This window comes from Rathayibacter sp. RFBD1 (assembly GCF_002932915.1).
GTDB lineage: Bacteria > Actinomycetota > Actinomycetes > Actinomycetales > Microbacteriaceae > Rathayibacter.
Map to the genome: position 1 here is coordinate 1 of NZ_PSWQ01000008.1, position 15,411 is coordinate 15,411.

Below are 15,411 nucleotides of genomic sequence, written 5' to 3' on the forward strand. Positions count from 1 at the left end.
GGTGGGGACCGGGCTGGGGAGCGCGGAGCGCCGGGGAGCCCGTCGGGCCCGCACGGCGCGGGCGGCGGCGGCGTCCGGACGGCACGACGAACGGCCGGTCGGGACGGCGCTAGACAACCATCGACCACCGACACCGGTTCCGCAATCCGCCGAGGGGATGACTCCCCCGGCCCGCGGCCGCCGGGACGCGCGGAGGACGCGCAGGAGACGTGTCGGCGGCGGCTCCTACACTTCCAGGATGCGCATCGCCACCTGGAACGTGAACTCCATCCGGGCCCGCACCGGCCGCGTCGTCGACTGGCTCGTGCGCGAGGACGTGGACGTCCTCGCCATGCAGGAGCTCAAGTGCAAGCCCGAGCAGTTCCCGCACGAGGCCTTCGCCGACGCCGGCTACCACGTCGAGATGGTCGGGCTCAGCCAGTGGAACGGCGTCGGCATCGCCTCGCGCCTGCCGATGGAGGACGTGCAGATCGGCTTCCCGGGCATGCCCGGCTTCGCGAAGGAGGCGGCAGCCGACGGCTCCTACCCGCTGGAGGCCCGCGCGATCGGCGCCACGGTCGACGGCGTGCGCGTCTGGAGCCTCTACGTCCCGAACGGCCGCGCGGTCGACGACCCGCACTACCTCTACAAGCTCGAGTGGCTCGCGGCCCTCGAGGCGAGCACCCGCGAGTGGCTGGCCGCCGAGCCCGACCTGCCGCTCGCCCTGGTCGGCGACTGGAACGTCGCGCCGCTCGACAGCGACGTGGGCGACCCGAGCCTCGGCCCCGGATCCACGCACGTCTCGATCCCCGAGCGCGCCGCCTTCGCCGCCTTCGAGGACGCGGGCCTGCGCGACGTCGTCCGCCCGCTCGTGCCCGAGGGCTACACCTACTGGGACTACAAGCAGCTCCGCTTCCCGCGCAACGAGGGGCTGAGGATCGACTTCGTGCTCGGCTCCCCCGCGTTCGGCGACCTCGTCACCGGCGCCTCGATCCACCGCGACGAGCGCAAGGGCGACGCCCCGAGCGACCACGTCCCGGTGGTGGTCGACCTCGACCTGGAGACGACCCTCGACGACGACCGCCCGATGATCTTCTGAGCATGGCCTCGTCGAAGAAGAAGCGCGCGCGGGCCGAGGCCGCCTCGGCCGGCGCCTCCCGCCCCGCCGCCCGACCCGCTACGGCGCGCCCTGCGACCGCCCGCCCCGCGACCGCCCGTCCCGGAGCCGCGCACGACGAGTTCCGGTCCGACGCCTACCGCTCGGTGGGCGAGATCATCGCCGCCGGGAAGCCGCGCCGGCGCCGCTGGGACCTCGTGCTCTCGATCCTCGGCTGCCTCGCCCTCGGCCTGCTCACGATCGTGCTCGGCTACCTCGCCGCGATCCTCTCGGTCTTCCCCGCGCAGTGCGAGGGCCAGAACTTCGCCTGCGACTTCGACCGGATCGACTGGGGCGTCTCGATCGCGCTGATCGGGCCGCCCGCGCTGACGCTGATCGCCGTGGCCGTGACGGTCGTGCGCTACCTCGTGGGCCGTCGCGCGTTCCTCGTGCCGGTCATCGGGTTCGTGCTCTGCATCGCCACCGCGTTCCTCGCCTCCTCGCTCGTGACGAGCTCGATCCCCGGGTCGGCGCTGGTCTAGCACCGACCCGGGGGCGCGTCAGCGGTCGGCTCGGTCGGCGCTGGTCCAGCACCGACCCGGGGGCACGTCAGCGGTCGGCGTGCTCGGCGCTGGTCCAGCACCGACCCGGAGGCGCGCGAAGGCGAGGTCAGCCGCAGGCGGGCTCGTCGTTCAGCGTCACCGCGGTGGGGTTGATCATCGGGGTCACCCGCACGGTCTGGTCGCCGAAGCCGGAGGCGTCGCCGGCGCTGAACTGCACGTCGAACGTCTCGGACTGGCCGGGCGAGAGCTGCACCGCGACCTTCGAGACGGGACGGCCGAGGTCGTCGAGGCTCTCGGGTCCGTACCCCGTGCCGTCGGCCCAGGCCGCGCTCGACACCGTGGTCCCGGGAGGGCCGTAGACGTAGATGTTGGTGACGAAGTCGCCCAGGGGGTACGCACCGCGCCCGCCGGCCGCGGCGACGTAGCCGGGCAGCGTCCGAGCGATCGCCTTCGAGATCGTGTTGGTCACGGTGACGGAGGTGGTGAAGACCGCGCCGGAGGCGGCGCACCGGCCCGCGCTCGACTGCGTGACCGCCGTGCTCAGGTAGTAGTCCATCTTCGAGCCGCCCGAGGCGTCCTGGAAGAACACTCCGGTGGTCGTGCCGTCGGTCGTCGTCTGCGGCAGGACCCCCGCGATCGGCGTGGGCGCGAGGAGCGCCTGCTCGTCGGCGTCGGAGCTGTAGGCGAGGATGCGGCTCTCGTCGACCGCCTTCACGATCGCCGGGAGCATCTTCGTCGGCTCCATCTCCCCGCCGAGGATCTTGCCCAGGACCGTCGCGCTCGCCTCCGAGAAGAACTCGTCGGTGCGCTCGGCCACGACCGACTCCGGGTAGCGGAAGTAGACCTCGTTGAGCAGGGTCGAGACGGTGTTCTCGCTCGTGAGGACCGTGCCGTCGGTGAGGGTCACGGGCCCGGTCGAGCCGAGGAGGTAGGAGAGGGCGACGGGGTCGATCGCGAGGACGCCGTCGATCCTCTGCTCGGGGAACTTCTGCGCCCAGAACTGCGAGGCGATCGAGGCGGCCGTCGGGAAGTCGGGGCGGCTGGTCGAGACGTTGAAGGTCGTCGCCATGTTCTCGCCGATGGTGTCGAGCGCGCTCTGGTCGACGGTGACGGGCGCCAGACCGCGGAAGTCGCCGCTGCCCAGCTGACGGCCGATCGAGATCGCGCCGCCGTCGACGTCGAGCTGCATCACCGACGACGCGCCGCCGCCCAGAGCCTGCGACTCCGCCAGGTTCTGGAACATCACCAGGTAGTGGCGCGGACCGGACGCTCCGAGGGAGTCGGGGAGGATCGCGGTGAGCGGCTCGACCTGCTCCATCGCCGCGGTCGCGGTGGCCAGCTGCGGAGTGAAGGAGTCGAGGGCCGAGGCGACCTGCGGCACCAGCGGGCCGCGGTCGATGCCCTCGACGCGGGTCTGCGCCGCGTCGACGACCTCCTTGGCGACGGTGATCTTCTGCGACAGCTCGGTGACCGCCGCGAGGTCGACCCTGCCGTCGACGGGCTTGAGGATGTCGAGCGAGGTCGTGGAGAGCGGCGTGACGATCCGGCCGGAGACGTCGTCGGCGATCTCGGTCGCGGCGCGGACCGCGGACAGGTTCGGCCCGAGGACGGGCACCACCTCCATCACCCGCCACACCGGGTCCTCGGTCTCGTCGCGCGCCTCGCCGGTGAGGGTCGCGATCCGGCCCGCGGTCTCCTCCGCCCCGGAGGTGTCGAACGTCGTCAGCCTGTCCGTCACCTGCGACACCAGCGGGATCGCCTCGGTCAGCTTGTCGCGGACGGTCATCGCCTTGTCGTAGGTGCGCACGCCGAGGAGCACCGCGACGACGGCGCCGATCAGCAGGACCAGGAGGACGATCAGCGTGATCCAGAGGCCGCGACGGCGGCGCGGCCTGCCGCGGGTGGAGCGGTCGGCGGACGTGGTGGTGCTCATTCGAGAGAGCCTAAGCGACGGTCGGCGGAGTGCGACCGGGCCCGCGCCACCGGCCCCGTCCCAGGACGAGGGACACTCGACGCGGATGCGCGGGCCGTCCGGCGCCTCCGCCGGGACCGAGCGGGAGGCGGGGATGCTGCTCCGCTCAGCCCAGCAGGAGGGACACCCCGATGAGCACGGGCACTGCGGCGACCGTGGTCACGAGGGCCGTGTCGCGGGCGACGGCGACGCCCCGGTCGTAGCGCGAGGCGAAGGTGAAGATGTTCTGCGCGGTCGGCAGCGCGGCGGTCACCGTCACCACGAAGAGGTGCTCGGAGTCGAGGTGGAACGCGAAGCGCCCCAGCAGCAGCGCGACCGCCGGCATCACCAGCGACTTGAGGACGGACGCGACCACCACCTCGACCCGCGCCGGCCCCGCCTCCAGCGGCCGCTGCCCGCGCAGCGACATCCCGAAGGCGATCAGCACCAGCGGGATCGACGCGTTGCCGATGATCGAGAACGGCTGCAGCACGGGCGCGGGCAGCTCCACGCCGGTGAGGGCGACGACGAGGCCGAGGGCGGAGGCGATGATCATCGGGTTCCGCAGCGGCTGCGTGAGGATCGCGCCGACCGAGGTCCGCCCGCTCGTCGAGACGTCGAGCAGCGTCAGGATCGTCGGCGCGAGGACGATCAGCTGCAGGAGGAGCGTCGGGGCCACCCACTGCGGATCGCCCAGCACGTAGATGGCGACCGGCAGTCCGATGTTGTTGGCGTTGACGTAGGAGGAGGCCGCGGTCCCGATCACCGTCTCCGGCAGCGGGCGGGGGAAGAGCAGCCGCGAGGCCAGCACGTAGAGCAGGGCGACGGTCAGCACCGTCAGGAGCGAGACGAGCAGGAACGAGGAGAAGAGGACGGAGACGTCGGCCCGCGACAGCACGGTGAACAGCAGCGCCGGCGTCGTGACGAAGAAGGCGATCCGCGACAGGATCAGCCGGCTCTCGGGCGGGACGATCCGGAACCGCGCGATCAGGTAGCCGACCGCGATGACGACCCCGATGATCGAGAAGCCGGTGAGCACGCCCTCCACGCTGCCGCCTCCCCGCCGCGGCCCGTCCGCTGTCGCGCCTCCACCCTAGGCAGTGGCCGGGCGTTGCAGCGCCGGCGGGACGCGCCTACGGTGTGCGGCATGCCGCATCTCGAGGTCCCCGGCGCGAGCCTCCACTGGGAGGCGGACGGCCACGCCTCCGCGCCCGCCCTGCTGCTCGTGCACGCGGGCATCGCCGACCTGCGGATGTGGGACCCGCTCGTCCCCGATCTCTCGCGCGACCGGCTGGTGGTCCGCTACGACGTCCGCGGCGCGGGCGGAACGAGCACGGAGGACGTGGAGTACGACCCGCGCCGGGACGCCCTGGACGTGCTCGACCACCTCGGGGTCGAGCGCGCGGTGGTCGTCGGCTGCTCGCGGGGCGGGACGCTCGCGCTCGACCTGGCGCTCGAGCATCCGGAGCGGGTGACCGGCCTGGTCGTGATCGCCCCGGGCCTGGCGGGCTTCGACTACCCCGCGCTGACGGCGGAGGAGGAGCGCCGCTTCGGGGAGGTCGAGGCGCTGGAGCTCGCGGGCGAGCGGGAGGCCGCGGCGATCGTCGAGGCGGAGCTCTGGGCCGTGGGTCCCGACCGCTCCGCGGACGACGTGGCTCCGCAGTTCCTCGCGCGGGTCCGGGAGCTCGCGCTCACGGGCGTCGGCCACGAGGCGGAGGCCCCCGCCCGGTCGATCCCTCCGGGCCGGCGGGCGAGCGGCTCGGGGAGATCGCCGTGCCGACCCTCGTCGTGGCGGGCGCGCGCGACCTCTCGGAGTCGCTGCCGGTCTGCGAGCACCTCGCCGCCGAGGTGAGCGGTGCCGAGCTGCACGTGCTCGAGGACGCGGCGCACCTGCCCGGCCTCGAGCACCCCGAGGAGTTCCTCGCGGTGCTGCGGCCGTGGCTGGAGCGCCACGGGATCTGATCAGGCCACGGCGGCCAGGTCGAACGCCCAGTCCACGTAGAGCTCCGGCGGCTCGCCCTGCTCGACGAGGTCGATCCGGTCGAAGCCGGCCTCGACGCAGGTCGCGCCGGCGTCCAGGTCGCTCTCCGCCACGAAGGCGTGCACGAAGCGGGGCACGGGGAACGCCGCCGCCTCCTCGAGCAGCATCCGCACGGAGTCCGCGGTGATGCCGCGGGCGTGCGGAGCGATGCTCCACGCCGCCTCGTAGGCGACGACGCCGCGCGAGCAGCCGTACCAATAGCCGATGGAGCCGACGGAGAGTCCGTCCAGCTCGACCACGTAGAAGAACGCGTCTCCGTCCGCCCAACCGCGCAGGTAGCGGTCGTGGCGCACGAGGATCTCGCTCTCGCTCTCGAGTCCGCCGCCCGCGTGCGCGAGGGTGTCGCGAAGGACGGAGGCGTCCGCCTGCGGCCAGGGGAGCAGGCGGAGGTTCTCGGGGTGGTGGTCGATGCTGGCTGTTCTCTGGTCGCTTCCGGGTTCGGGTCCCGTCACGCGCTCCGATCCTCTCTCTCAGGATGGCTCGCCGATCGAGCGCGCCGCCAGGGTGTTCGGCGCGCCTGTCCGATCGGATGTCTCCGCACTCGGGATGCGGACACGGTGTCGCCCCATCTTCGACCCGATGAGGGGAGGGAAACGGAAGCGGTGAGGAATCTAGCCCCGGACGGGGGGTGGCACCTGCACAACACCTGGGCAACCGCTGACCGCGGGGCCTCCGAGGGGCGGCGGAGACGTGCGCCCGCCCCCGCGAGATCGCCGCTTCGCTCCGCCGAGACGCAAGAAAAGCGCGCGCACGAGCCCATACGCTCGGAGTCGGAGCGCGTTCCGCTCCTGCAGCCCCGTATCACCAGCGTGAGGAGGATCACCATGTCGCAAGCCGTGCAGAGCACCGTCGTCGGAGAACCCGAGGTCGTCGAGGACCGCGTGGAGGAGTCCGCCGCCTGGCTCGACCTGAAGGCGGCCGCCGCCGCGCTGCAGCCGCTCCAGTCCCAGGACGGCTCGCTCGCCGAGCCCGAGCGGCTCGAGGAGGCGCGCGCCCTCGTCGAGCGGATCGTCGCCGGCGTCCGCACCCTCGCCCCCGCGTTCCCGCACGACGCCGCGTACCTCGACGCGCTGGTCGTCGACCTCGAGCGCTGGAGCGCCGGCGGCCTCGGCCTGCCCGACTTCCTCGACTCGCTCACCGCGTTCCAGCCGCAGCTCGAGCGCGTCGACGGCCGCCGCCACCTCGTCGTCTTCCCCATGTACACCCAGAACGGCAGCCGCGACCGCCACGTCGAGGCCGTCCTCGTCGAGGTCGTCTGGCCGCGGTTCGTCGCCGAGCTGGAGGCGGGGGACTACTCCAACGCCCTCTTCGTGCCCGTGCGCTTCGTCGACTTCACCGCCGGCTACGACACCGACAGCGCCGTGCTGTTCCCCGAGACCGTCGCGATGCGCTCCGTCCCGTCCTTCACCTGGGGCGCGATCTTCGCCGACCGCGAGGCGGCCCGGTTCCGCCGCGTCGTCACGGAGGCGGCCCGGATCACCCGTCTCGAGCTCCCGGAGGACGCGCAGCGCCTGCTGGCCGACCAGCGCCTGGCGGAGGAGTCCTTCGTGATGTGGGACCTCATCCACGACCGCACCCACATGCGCGGCGACCTGCCGTTCGACCCGTTCATGATCAAGCAGCGGATGCCCTTCTTCCTCTACTCGCTGGAGGAGCTGCGGTGCGACCTCACCGCCTTCCGCGAGGCCGTCGCCATCGAGCGCCGCCTCGGCGCGCTCGACCGCCGCGACGACGAGGAGGAGGCGCTGGCCGAGCGCTCGCGCTTCGTGCAGTACGCGATCCTGTTCGACCGGCTCTTCCGCTTCCCGCTCACCGGGTCGCGGGTGCGCAACTACGACGGCCTCGGCGGCCAGCTGCTCTTCGCCTGGCTGCACCAGCACGGCGTCCTGCACTGGACCGACACCCGGCTGGCGTTCGAGTGGGACGGCGTCGCCGACGTGGTCGTCGCCCTCTCGGACGCGATCGACGAGCTCTACTGGCGCTCGATCGACCGGCCGAAGACGGCGCACTGGCTGGCCGCGCACGAGCTGATCGCGGCCACTCTCACTCCGCACCCCGCCTCCGCCTGGGCCCGCGGGCTCCCGGACGAGGTGCTGCTCGGCGCCCCGCGCGGCCTCACCGACGCGGTGCTGGACGACGAGTTCCCGCTGTCGATGTTCTACGAGGCCCTCGGGAAGAAGATGGGCGACGTCATCGCCTCGACCCGGGGCATCACCGGCCGGGACTGACGCCGAGCCCGGGAGGCGGCGGGGTGCGCTCCTCCGCCTCCCGGGGCCCCGTCCGACCGGCGTCGGTTAGCGTGGGGCGCATGCCCTCAGGTGACGGAGCCGCGGACCCGCTCGACGCGGGCTGGATCCGGCGAGCGCCGAGCCGGGCCGGATACGTGCGCGACGCGGTCACCGCGGGGATCCTGCTGGTGGCGACGGTCGTCTCCGTCGCGCTGTACTCCTCGGCGGGATTCCCGGACGCGGCGCACCCCGTCGTCAGCGCCCACTGGGCCGTCCTGATGACCCTTCCCCTCGCGCTGCGCCGCCGGTTCCCCGCGAGCGTGGCGGCCGGGCTCTCCGTCGTCTACGCGCTCGGGATCGTGCTCCAGGTGCCGGAGTCGCTCTTCGGCCAGATCTGCCTGTTCCTCGCGCTCTACACGGTCGGCGCGTGGGGCCGGAACCGGCGCACGGCGCTCGTCGTCCGAGTGGCGATCGCGGTCGGGATGCTGGGCTGGCTGCTCACCACCCTCGCCACGGGCGAGTACTTCGGCAGCTCCGTGCCGGTCGACGACTCCCCCGGCCTGCTCTCGCCCTACGCGGCGGAGTCGGCCCTCGCGGTCGTCTCGAACCTGCTCTACTTCGGCAGCGCCTACGTCTTCGGCGAGGCGTCGTGGCAGTCGGCCCGCCGGCTGGAGGCGCTCGAGACGCGCACGGCCGAGCTCGACGACGAGCGGGAGCGCTCCTCGCGGCAGGCCGTGTCCTCCGAGCGGCTGCGGATCGCGCGCGAGCTGCACGACGTGGTCGCGCACCACGTCAGCGTGATGGGCGTGCAGGCGGGAGCGGCGCGGCGGGTGCTGGCGCGGGATCCGGAGCGGGCGGCGGCCTCGCTCAGCGCCATCGAGGGCGACGCGCGCTCGGCGATCGAGGAGCTGCACCGCATCCTGGTCGCGCTGCGCGCCGAGGACGCGGTCCCGAATCCGCTCACCGACGCCGCGTCCACCCGCGGCGTGGCCCAGCTCGAGGAGCTGGTCGCGGCGTCCAGCGGGTCGGGCCTGCCCACCGTCTTTTTCACCCTCGGCACGCCCCGCGAGATCCCCGCGACGGTGGGGCTCAGCCTCTACCGCATCGCGCAGGAGTCGCTCACGAACGTCCGCAAGCACGCGGGGCGCGGCGCGCACGCCGAGGTGCGCCTCCGCTACGCCCCCGACGCGGTCGAGCTCGAGATCGCCGACGACGGCGGGTCCGGCCCGCACCCGAGCGCTCCCGCCTCCTGCGGACTGGGGCACACCGGCATGAGCGAGCGCGCGGCCGCGGTCGGCGGCTGGATCGAGATGGGGCCGAGGGGCGGAGGGTACCTCGTGCACGCCCGGGTGCCGCTGTCCCCCGTCCGGGCGAGCGTGCCGGACGCCGACGACCCGGTACCGTCGTCGGAGACGTCGCGGGGGCGTCAGGAGCGAGCGAGCGGGGGCCGCCCATGACCGAGCACGTGCGCGTGCTGCTCGTCGACGACCAGGAGCTCGTCCGCGTGGGCTTCCGCATCATCCTCGAGTCGGAGCCGGGGATCGAGGTGGTCGGCGAGGCCCGCACCGGGCTCGAGGCCCTGCAGCGCGCCTCCGAGCTGCGCCCCGACGTGATCTGCATGGACGTGCAGATGCCCGGCCTCGACGGCCTGGCCGCGACCCGCGAGATCGTGGCCGACCCGCGCCTGTGCTCGCGGGTGCTCATCCTCACCACCTTCGACCGCGACGACTACCTCTTCGAGGCGCTCTCGGCCGGCGCCAGCGGGTTCCTGCTCAAGAACGCGTCGCCGGAGGAGCTGGTCGAGGCCGTGCAGGTGGTCGCCCGCGGCGACGCGATGCTCGCCCCCGACGTCACCCGGCGCGTGATCGAGCGGTTCGCGTCCGTGCCCGAGCACACGCCGGCCGCGGCCGAGCACTCCGGAGTGGCCGACCTGACGGACCGCGAGCGGGAGGTGCTCGTGCACCTGGCGCGGGGCTGGTCGAACGCCGAGATCGCGGCCGAGCTGTTCGTGGGCGAGGCGACCGTGAAGACGCACGTCTCGAAGATCCTGATGAAGCTCGGCGTGCGCGACCGGATCCAGGCGGTCGTGTTCGCCTACGAGCACGGGATCGCGGTACCGGGGCGCCCCTGAGCGGTGGGCCGGGCGGTCGGCACCGTGGTGGACGGCTCGGAGGTGCTCGACGCCGGGGCGGTCAGCGCCGGGGCTGGCTCGAGGCCGGGCGCGGCGGGGTGCGGCGGACGAACTCCATCCGGATCTCCGGCACGATCTTCCGGTCGAGCACGACCGTCATGTAGCGGCCGTCGACGCGGGCGCCGATCGCGACCACGTCCGGGTCGGTGTCCACGCGGTAGCCGCGCAGCGCCTCCCCGTCCACGATCACCGGGACGCCGCGCACGACGTCCTCGTCGCGGAGGGCGGCGGCGACCACCGGCATCCCGCCGCGGCGGCTGCGCACGCGGCCCGGGAAGGTGTTGCGGAGCACGTCGCCCATGTGGGCCGCGAGGCGGGACTCCAGGGGCCGGCTGCGCTCGGCGGGGATCGGCACGGAGGTGCGGACCGCCTCCCAGAGCACCGGGTACCGCATCCGCGTCACCTGGTCGACCATCCACGGCGGCAGGTGGTCGTTCTCGGCGCGCTCGATCGCGCGCTTCTGCTCGGGGGTCAGCGGGACGTGGTTGACGGGGTCGGCGCGGTTGCGCGGGTTCTTGTAGAACGAGTACGAGAGCGAGATCTCGACGAAGCGGCCGAGCGCCCTCGTCTGCGCCGCGGCGAACTCCTCCAGCCTCGGCTGGGGCGCGAACGCGAGGACGGGATCGCCGAAGCGAGCCGCGATCTCGTCCACCCCGGGAGGGGCGGGCATGTCGCGGACAGCTCCCGTCGTGTCCATGCGCATACGTCAAGAGTGGCCTGCCTCCCAGCCGATACCAACTTCTTGACGGAGATCGGCTTTCGGGTCGTCGTCCGTTCACCTGCCCGAAACATGCGGGAGGCAGGAGGGGTGTCTCGGAGGGCGCCTCCGGGGCTCCTCCGGGTGGCGGGCTGCGAAGATGGAGGGATGAGCGCTCTGCACGATCCCGACGTCCGCGGCTTCGCCTCCGACAACTACTCCGGAGTGCACGACGAGGTCCTCGCCGCGATCGCCGCGGCCAACGGAGCGCACCAGATCGCCTACGGCGAGGACGTCTACACCGAGCGCCTGCAGGAGGCGTTCCGCCGCGAGTTCGGCGAGCAGGCCCAGGCCTTCCCCGTCTTCAACGGCACGGGCGCCAACGTCACCGGCCTGCAGTCGATGCTGCCGCGGTGGGGCGCCGTCGTCTCGGCGGGCACCGCGCACATCACCTCCGACGAGGGCGGAGCGCCCGAGAAGGTCGGCGGGATCAAGATCCTCACGGTCCCCACGCCCGACGGCAAGCTGACCCCGGCGCTGGTCGACCAGGAGGCGTGGGGCTTCGGCGACGAGCACCGCGCCCAGCCGCTCGTGGTCTCGATCACCCAGTCCTCCGAGCTCGGCACCGTCTACACCCCCGAGGAGGTGCGCGCGCTCGCCGACCACGCGCACGGCCTCGGCATGCGGCTGCACATGGACGGGGCGCGCATCGCGAACGCCGCGGCCGCCCTCGGCCTGCCCCTGCGGTCCTTCACGACCGACGCGGGCGTCGACGTGCTCTCGTTCGGCGGCACCAAGAACGGCATCCTGCTCGGGGAGGCGATCGTCGTGCTCGACCCGGCGGCCTCGACCGGGCTGACCTTCCTCCGCAAGACCAACATGCAGCTGTCCTCCAAGATGCGCTTCATCTCGGCGCAGCTGCTCGCCCTGCTCGGCGACGGCGGCGAGGAGGAGCCCCTGTGGCTCCGCTCGGCCCGGCACGCGAACGCCATGGCTGCGCGCCTGCGCTCGGGGCTCGAGGAGGCGATCGCCGCCGGCCGGATCACCGGGCTCGAGTTCACGCAGCAGACCCAGGCCAACGCCGTGTTCGCGACGCTGCCGCCCGGAGTCGCGGACCGGCTCCGCACCGCCTACCGCTTCTACGACTGGAACCCGGCGACCGGCGAGGTCCGCTGGGTCTGCTCCTTCGACACGACGGAGGACGACATCGACGCGTTCACGGCCGCGATCGAGCGCGAGCTGGCCGCGTGAGGGCCCGCCTCCCGCGCCTGGCGACGGTCGCCGCCGCGCTCGCCGTTCTCGTCGCGCTGACGGGCTGCACGTCGGCCGAGCGCTCGGACGTCGCGGCCACCCCGTCGGCGTCCGAGACCGCCGCTCCGACTCCCTCCGCGACTCCGACGCCCTCGCCCACGGCCTCGACCCGCCTGGGCTGCGACTCCCTCCTCCCCGCCACGCGGGCGGCCTCGGCGCTGGGAGTCTCCCGCAGCGCTCTCGAGGGCAGCCGCGAGGTGACGACGCGCTCCTCGGGCGAGCTGATCCGCGAGGCCGCGGAGGAGAACGGCGGAGTGCTCCGCTGCGCCTGGTACGACGAGGACGCCTCGATCACCGCGGCCGCGGTCGACGACGCCGCCGAGGCGTTCGCCGGCCGTCCGGGCCCGCGCCTCGAGACCGGCGTCGAGGCCTACGGCTCCTGCACCGACGGCAGCTGCGACCTGGACCTGCTCGCCGGCGCCACCTGGGTGACGCTGCAGCTGCGCGGCGCCCCCGCGGCCGTCGACCTCGCCGCGCTGGCGACCGGCACCGCCTCCGCCGCGCTCGGCACCCTCGACGAGCCGGTCACCGCGACGGCGCCCGTCTGCACCGAGGTCCTGACGGCCGAGCAGCTGTCCGGTGCCGCCGGTCTCGCGCAGGCGACCGCGGGGACGGGGACCGGGACGCCGACCACCGCGTCGGCCGCTGCCGCCGCCCGGGCCGGGTACGCCTCCTGCAGCTGGAGCGACGCCTCCAGCGCCGCGTACTCGGGCGTGACGGTCGACGCGCTCCCGAACGGCGACGACGGCTGGCGGAACCTCTCGCTGACCTCGGGCCTGGCGATCCCGCTCGAGCCGCTCGACGGCTTCGGCGAGAAGGCCCTCACCGGCTGCGCGGCGGGCGTCTGCGAGATCGACGCGCTCGCCGACGACGTGTGGTGGCGCGTGACCGTCACCGGCGACGCGTCGAAGGCCGAGGCCGTCGCCCGCGCCGTGCTCGCGAACGCCTGACCCGGGCCCCCCGCTCCTCCTTCGCGAGCGGGTCAGCGCCAGTACTCGTACCAGGACGACTCGCGGCAGCCGAGGGACGCGTAGAGGCGGCGGGCGCCGGCGTTCTCGGCGAGCACCTGGAGCCAGAAGCGCGCGACGCCCCGGCCGGACGCGTCCTCGAGGAGGGCGCGGATCACGGCGGAGGCATGCCCGCGGCGCCGGGCGTCCGGCCGGGTCGCCAGGGCGAAGAGGCCGCCCCAGAGCTCGCCGTCCGGCGCCGTGACGAGCGCGAGGCGGCCGGTCGCGGCCGGGCCGTCCCCGTCGACGGCGAGAGCGTAGGAGGAGGGGCAGCCCGCGAGGATGCGCTCGGCGACCGCGCGCTCCTCCGCGCCACCGCGACCGTCCACCGACCACCAGAGGGCGAGCCAGTCCTCGTCGGGAGCCGGGGAGAGGCGGACGCGAGGCCGCGGCGCGGGCCTCGACGGTGCGGATCCCGACGGTGCGGACCGCGACGGCGGGGATCCCGACGTCGTGGGCAGGGCGGCGAGCGCCTCCTGCACCGATACGGTCAGCACGAGCGTCCGGTCGATCGGCGCGGCGCCCCGCTCGGCGAGCAGCCCGGTCAGACCGGCGGGGCTCGGCGGCCCGATCTGCACGAGGGGCGCGATCCCGTGCTCGCGGGCGAACGCCTCCGCCGCGTCGAGCGCCGCCTCCTGGTCGACGACGTCGCCGGACGCGAGCACCGAGTTCGCGCGCTTGGTGACTCCTGCGGAGGCGCGCAGCTCCCAGGCGCCGAGGGGGCGCCGCACGAGCGCGGGCCAGGCGTCGGCGGCGAGGCGGTCGAGCAGGCGCGGATCCATCGGGCCACGGTAGCGGGAGCGGCGCCGGAGCCCTGTGGACGCCCCCGGAGACGGCTCCGGCCCGCAGGATCCGCCGCGGACGAGCCGAGCGGGATCCTGCGGGCCGGAGGCCGTGGAGGGACGAGCCCTACATGTTGATCATGTGCCCCTTGAGGCCGTGGAAGCCCTCCTGCAGCGCCTCCGACAGCGTCGGGTGGGTGTGCACGTTGCGGGCCAGCTCGGTCGCCGTGAGGTCCCACTTCTGGGCGAGCGTGAGCTCGGGAAGCAGCTCCGAGACGTCCGGGCCGATCATGTGGGCGCCGAGGAGCTCGCCGTACTTCTTGCTCGCGATGAGCTTCACGAAGCCGGTGGGCTCGCCGAGGCCGTGGGCCTTGCCGTTCGCCATGAAGGGGAAGGTCGAGACGGTGATCTCGTGTCCCTCGTCCGTCGCCTGCTTCTCAGTGAGGCCGAAGGAGGCGATCTGCGGCTGGCAGAACGTCGCGCGCGGCATCATCCGGTAGTCGCCCAGGGTCTGGGTCTCGGCACCGGCGAGGGTCTCGGCGGCGACGACGCCCTGCGCCTCCGCGACGTGCGCGAGCTGGAGCTTCGCGGTGACGTCGCCGATTGCGTAGATGTGCGGCACGTTGGTGCGCATGTGGTCGTCGATCGCGATCGCGCCGCGCTCGGTGAGCTCGACGCCCGTCTTCTCGAGGCCGAAGCCCTCGGTGCGGGGGACCCAGCCGATCGACATGAGCACCTTGTCGACCTCGAGGGTCGACTGCGTGCCGTCCTTCGCGGTGTAGGTGACCGTGACGTAGCCGTCCTTGTCGACGACCGACTCGACCTTGGTCGAGGTCAGGATCTCGACGCCGAGCTTCTTGTACTGCTTCTGGATCTCCTTGGAGACGTCCGGGTCCTCGTTGGGGAGGGCGCGGTCCATGAACTCGATGATCGTCACGTCGACGCCGTAGTTCTTGAGGACGTAGGCGAACTCCATGCCGATCGCGCCCGCGCCCACGATGGCCATCGTGTCGGGGAGCTCGCGGGTCATGATCTGAGTCTCGTAGGTGACGACGTTCTCGGAGAGCTCGACGCCGGGGAGGAGGCGGACGCTCGCGCCGGTCGCGATGATCGCGTCGTCGAAGGTCAGCGACTCCGTGCCGCCCTTGCTCAGCTGCACGTCGAGGCCCTGCGGACCGGTGAAGGAGCCGACGCCGTCGAACTCGGCGATCTTGTTCTTCTTCATCAGGAAGTGGACGCCCTTGGTGCGGCCGTCCGCGACCGAGCGGCTGCGGTCGAACGCCGCGCCGAAGTCGAACGAGACGTCGCCCGAGATGCCGAACTGCTTCGCCTGGGTGTGGAAGAGGTGGGCGAGCTCCGCGTTGCGCAGCAGCGCCTTGGACGGGATGCAGCCGACGTTGAGGCAGACACCGCCCCAGTACTGCTTCTCGACGACGGCGACGGACTTGCCGAGCTGGGCGGCGCGGATCGCGGCCACGTATCCGCCGGGGCCTGCCCCCAGGACGACGACGTCGAAGTGCTGGGCCATGGATGATCCTCCAGAGTCGTGGATGGTGGTGCGCGGG

15 protein-coding genes are annotated in these 15,411 nt (G+C 73.2%); 9 read left to right on the plus strand and 6 right to left on the minus strand.

Annotated features, from left to right (window positions below; genetic code table 11):
* Positions 1 to 238 precede the first annotated feature (238 nt).
* The gene (locus tag C5D50_RS03385) at positions 239 to 1,078 is read left to right on the plus strand and encodes an exodeoxyribonuclease III (RefSeq protein ID WP_104258169.1); all 840 of its coding nucleotides are present in this window, start codon (positions 239 to 241) and stop codon (positions 1,076 to 1,078) included.
* 2 nt (positions 1,079 to 1,080) lie between these two features.
* Entirely contained in the window at positions 1,081 to 1,617 is a 537-nt protein-coding gene (locus tag C5D50_RS03390) for a hypothetical protein (protein WP_104250684.1), read from the plus strand.
* A gap of 127 nt (positions 1,618 to 1,744) precedes the next feature.
* Here C5D50_RS03390 and C5D50_RS03395 read toward each other — a convergent pair whose 3' ends face one another.
* Positions 1,745 to 3,571, minus strand: coding sequence for a DUF4012 domain-containing protein (locus C5D50_RS03395; protein ID WP_104282752.1), 1,827 nt, complete (start codon positions 3,569 to 3,571; stop codon positions 1,745 to 1,747).
* Positions 3,572 to 3,716: 145 nt separating this feature from the next.
* Complete coding sequence (locus C5D50_RS03400; protein WP_104222809.1) at positions 3,717 to 4,637, minus strand: AEC family transporter; 921 nt, start codon at positions 4,635 to 4,637, stop codon at positions 3,717 to 3,719.
* Positions 4,638 to 4,736: 99 nt separating this feature from the next.
* Here C5D50_RS03400 and C5D50_RS03405 point away from each other — a divergent pair, with 99 nt between their 5' ends.
* Both C5D50_RS03405 and C5D50_RS16985 read left to right on the plus strand, forming a co-directional pair.
* The gene (locus tag C5D50_RS03405; RefSeq protein ID WP_104282753.1) at positions 4,737 to 5,441 is read left to right on the plus strand and encodes an alpha/beta fold hydrolase; all 705 of its coding nucleotides are present in this window, start codon (positions 4,737 to 4,739) and stop codon (positions 5,439 to 5,441) included.
* Complete coding sequence (locus C5D50_RS16985) at positions 5,438 to 5,551, plus strand: alpha/beta fold hydrolase (RefSeq protein WP_374955342.1); 114 nt, start codon at positions 5,438 to 5,440, stop codon at positions 5,549 to 5,551. The genes C5D50_RS03405 and C5D50_RS16985 overlap by 4 nt, the downstream gene beginning before the upstream one ends.
* Here C5D50_RS16985 and C5D50_RS03410 read toward each other — a convergent pair whose 3' ends face one another.
* A complete protein-coding gene (locus tag C5D50_RS03410; protein ID WP_104260956.1) occupies positions 5,552 to 6,082 on the minus strand; it encodes a hypothetical protein in 531 nt (176 codons plus the stop codon). It abuts the gene before it with no gap.
* A 372-nt stretch (positions 6,083 to 6,454) separates the two neighbouring features.
* Between C5D50_RS03410 and C5D50_RS03415 the strand changes: the two genes are divergently transcribed.
* The 3 genes from C5D50_RS03415 to C5D50_RS03425 all read left to right on the plus strand — a co-directional run bounded on the left by C5D50_RS03415 (position 6,455) and on the right by C5D50_RS03425 (position 9,989).
* Positions 6,455 to 7,858, plus strand: a complete 1,404-nt coding sequence (locus C5D50_RS03415) for a DUF6421 family protein (RefSeq protein ID WP_104282754.1) — start codon at positions 6,455 to 6,457, stop codon at positions 7,856 to 7,858.
* 80 nt (positions 7,859 to 7,938) lie between these two features.
* The gene (locus C5D50_RS03420; protein WP_104282755.1) at positions 7,939 to 9,315 is read left to right on the plus strand and encodes a sensor histidine kinase; all 1,377 of its coding nucleotides are present in this window, start codon (positions 7,939 to 7,941) and stop codon (positions 9,313 to 9,315) included.
* Positions 9,312 to 9,989, plus strand: a complete 678-nt coding sequence (locus C5D50_RS03425; protein ID WP_104250690.1) for a response regulator transcription factor — start codon at positions 9,312 to 9,314, stop codon at positions 9,987 to 9,989. Before C5D50_RS03420 ends, C5D50_RS03425 begins: the two co-directional genes overlap by 4 nt.
* Before the next feature lie 61 nt (positions 9,990 to 10,050).
* Here C5D50_RS03425 and C5D50_RS03430 read toward each other — a convergent pair whose 3' ends face one another.
* Positions 10,051 to 10,746, minus strand: coding sequence for a hypothetical protein (locus C5D50_RS03430; RefSeq protein ID WP_104282756.1), 696 nt, complete (start codon positions 10,744 to 10,746; stop codon positions 10,051 to 10,053).
* A 168-nt stretch (positions 10,747 to 10,914) separates the two neighbouring features.
* Between C5D50_RS03430 and C5D50_RS03435 the strand changes: the two genes are divergently transcribed.
* Positions 10,915 to 11,997, plus strand: coding sequence for a low specificity L-threonine aldolase (locus C5D50_RS03435; RefSeq protein ID WP_104256598.1), 1,083 nt, complete (start codon positions 10,915 to 10,917; stop codon positions 11,995 to 11,997).
* Positions 11,994 to 13,007, plus strand: coding sequence for a hypothetical protein (locus C5D50_RS03440; protein WP_104282758.1), 1,014 nt, complete (start codon positions 11,994 to 11,996; stop codon positions 13,005 to 13,007). Before C5D50_RS03435 ends, C5D50_RS03440 begins: the two co-directional genes overlap by 4 nt.
* 32 nt (positions 13,008 to 13,039) lie before the next feature.
* On the opposite strand, the gene C5D50_RS03445 is transcribed toward C5D50_RS03440, so the two are convergent.
* Both C5D50_RS03445 and lpdA read right to left on the minus strand, forming a co-directional pair.
* Positions 13,040 to 13,846, minus strand: a complete 807-nt coding sequence (locus C5D50_RS03445) for a GNAT family N-acetyltransferase (RefSeq protein WP_104282759.1) — start codon at positions 13,844 to 13,846, stop codon at positions 13,040 to 13,042.
* 127 nt (positions 13,847 to 13,973) lie between these two features.
* Positions 13,974 to 15,374 (minus strand): dihydrolipoyl dehydrogenase, encoded by a 1,401-nt coding sequence (gene lpdA, locus C5D50_RS03450; RefSeq protein ID WP_104222818.1) that lies wholly within the window; start codon positions 15,372 to 15,374, stop codon positions 13,974 to 13,976.
* Positions 15,375 to 15,411 lie beyond the last annotated feature (37 nt).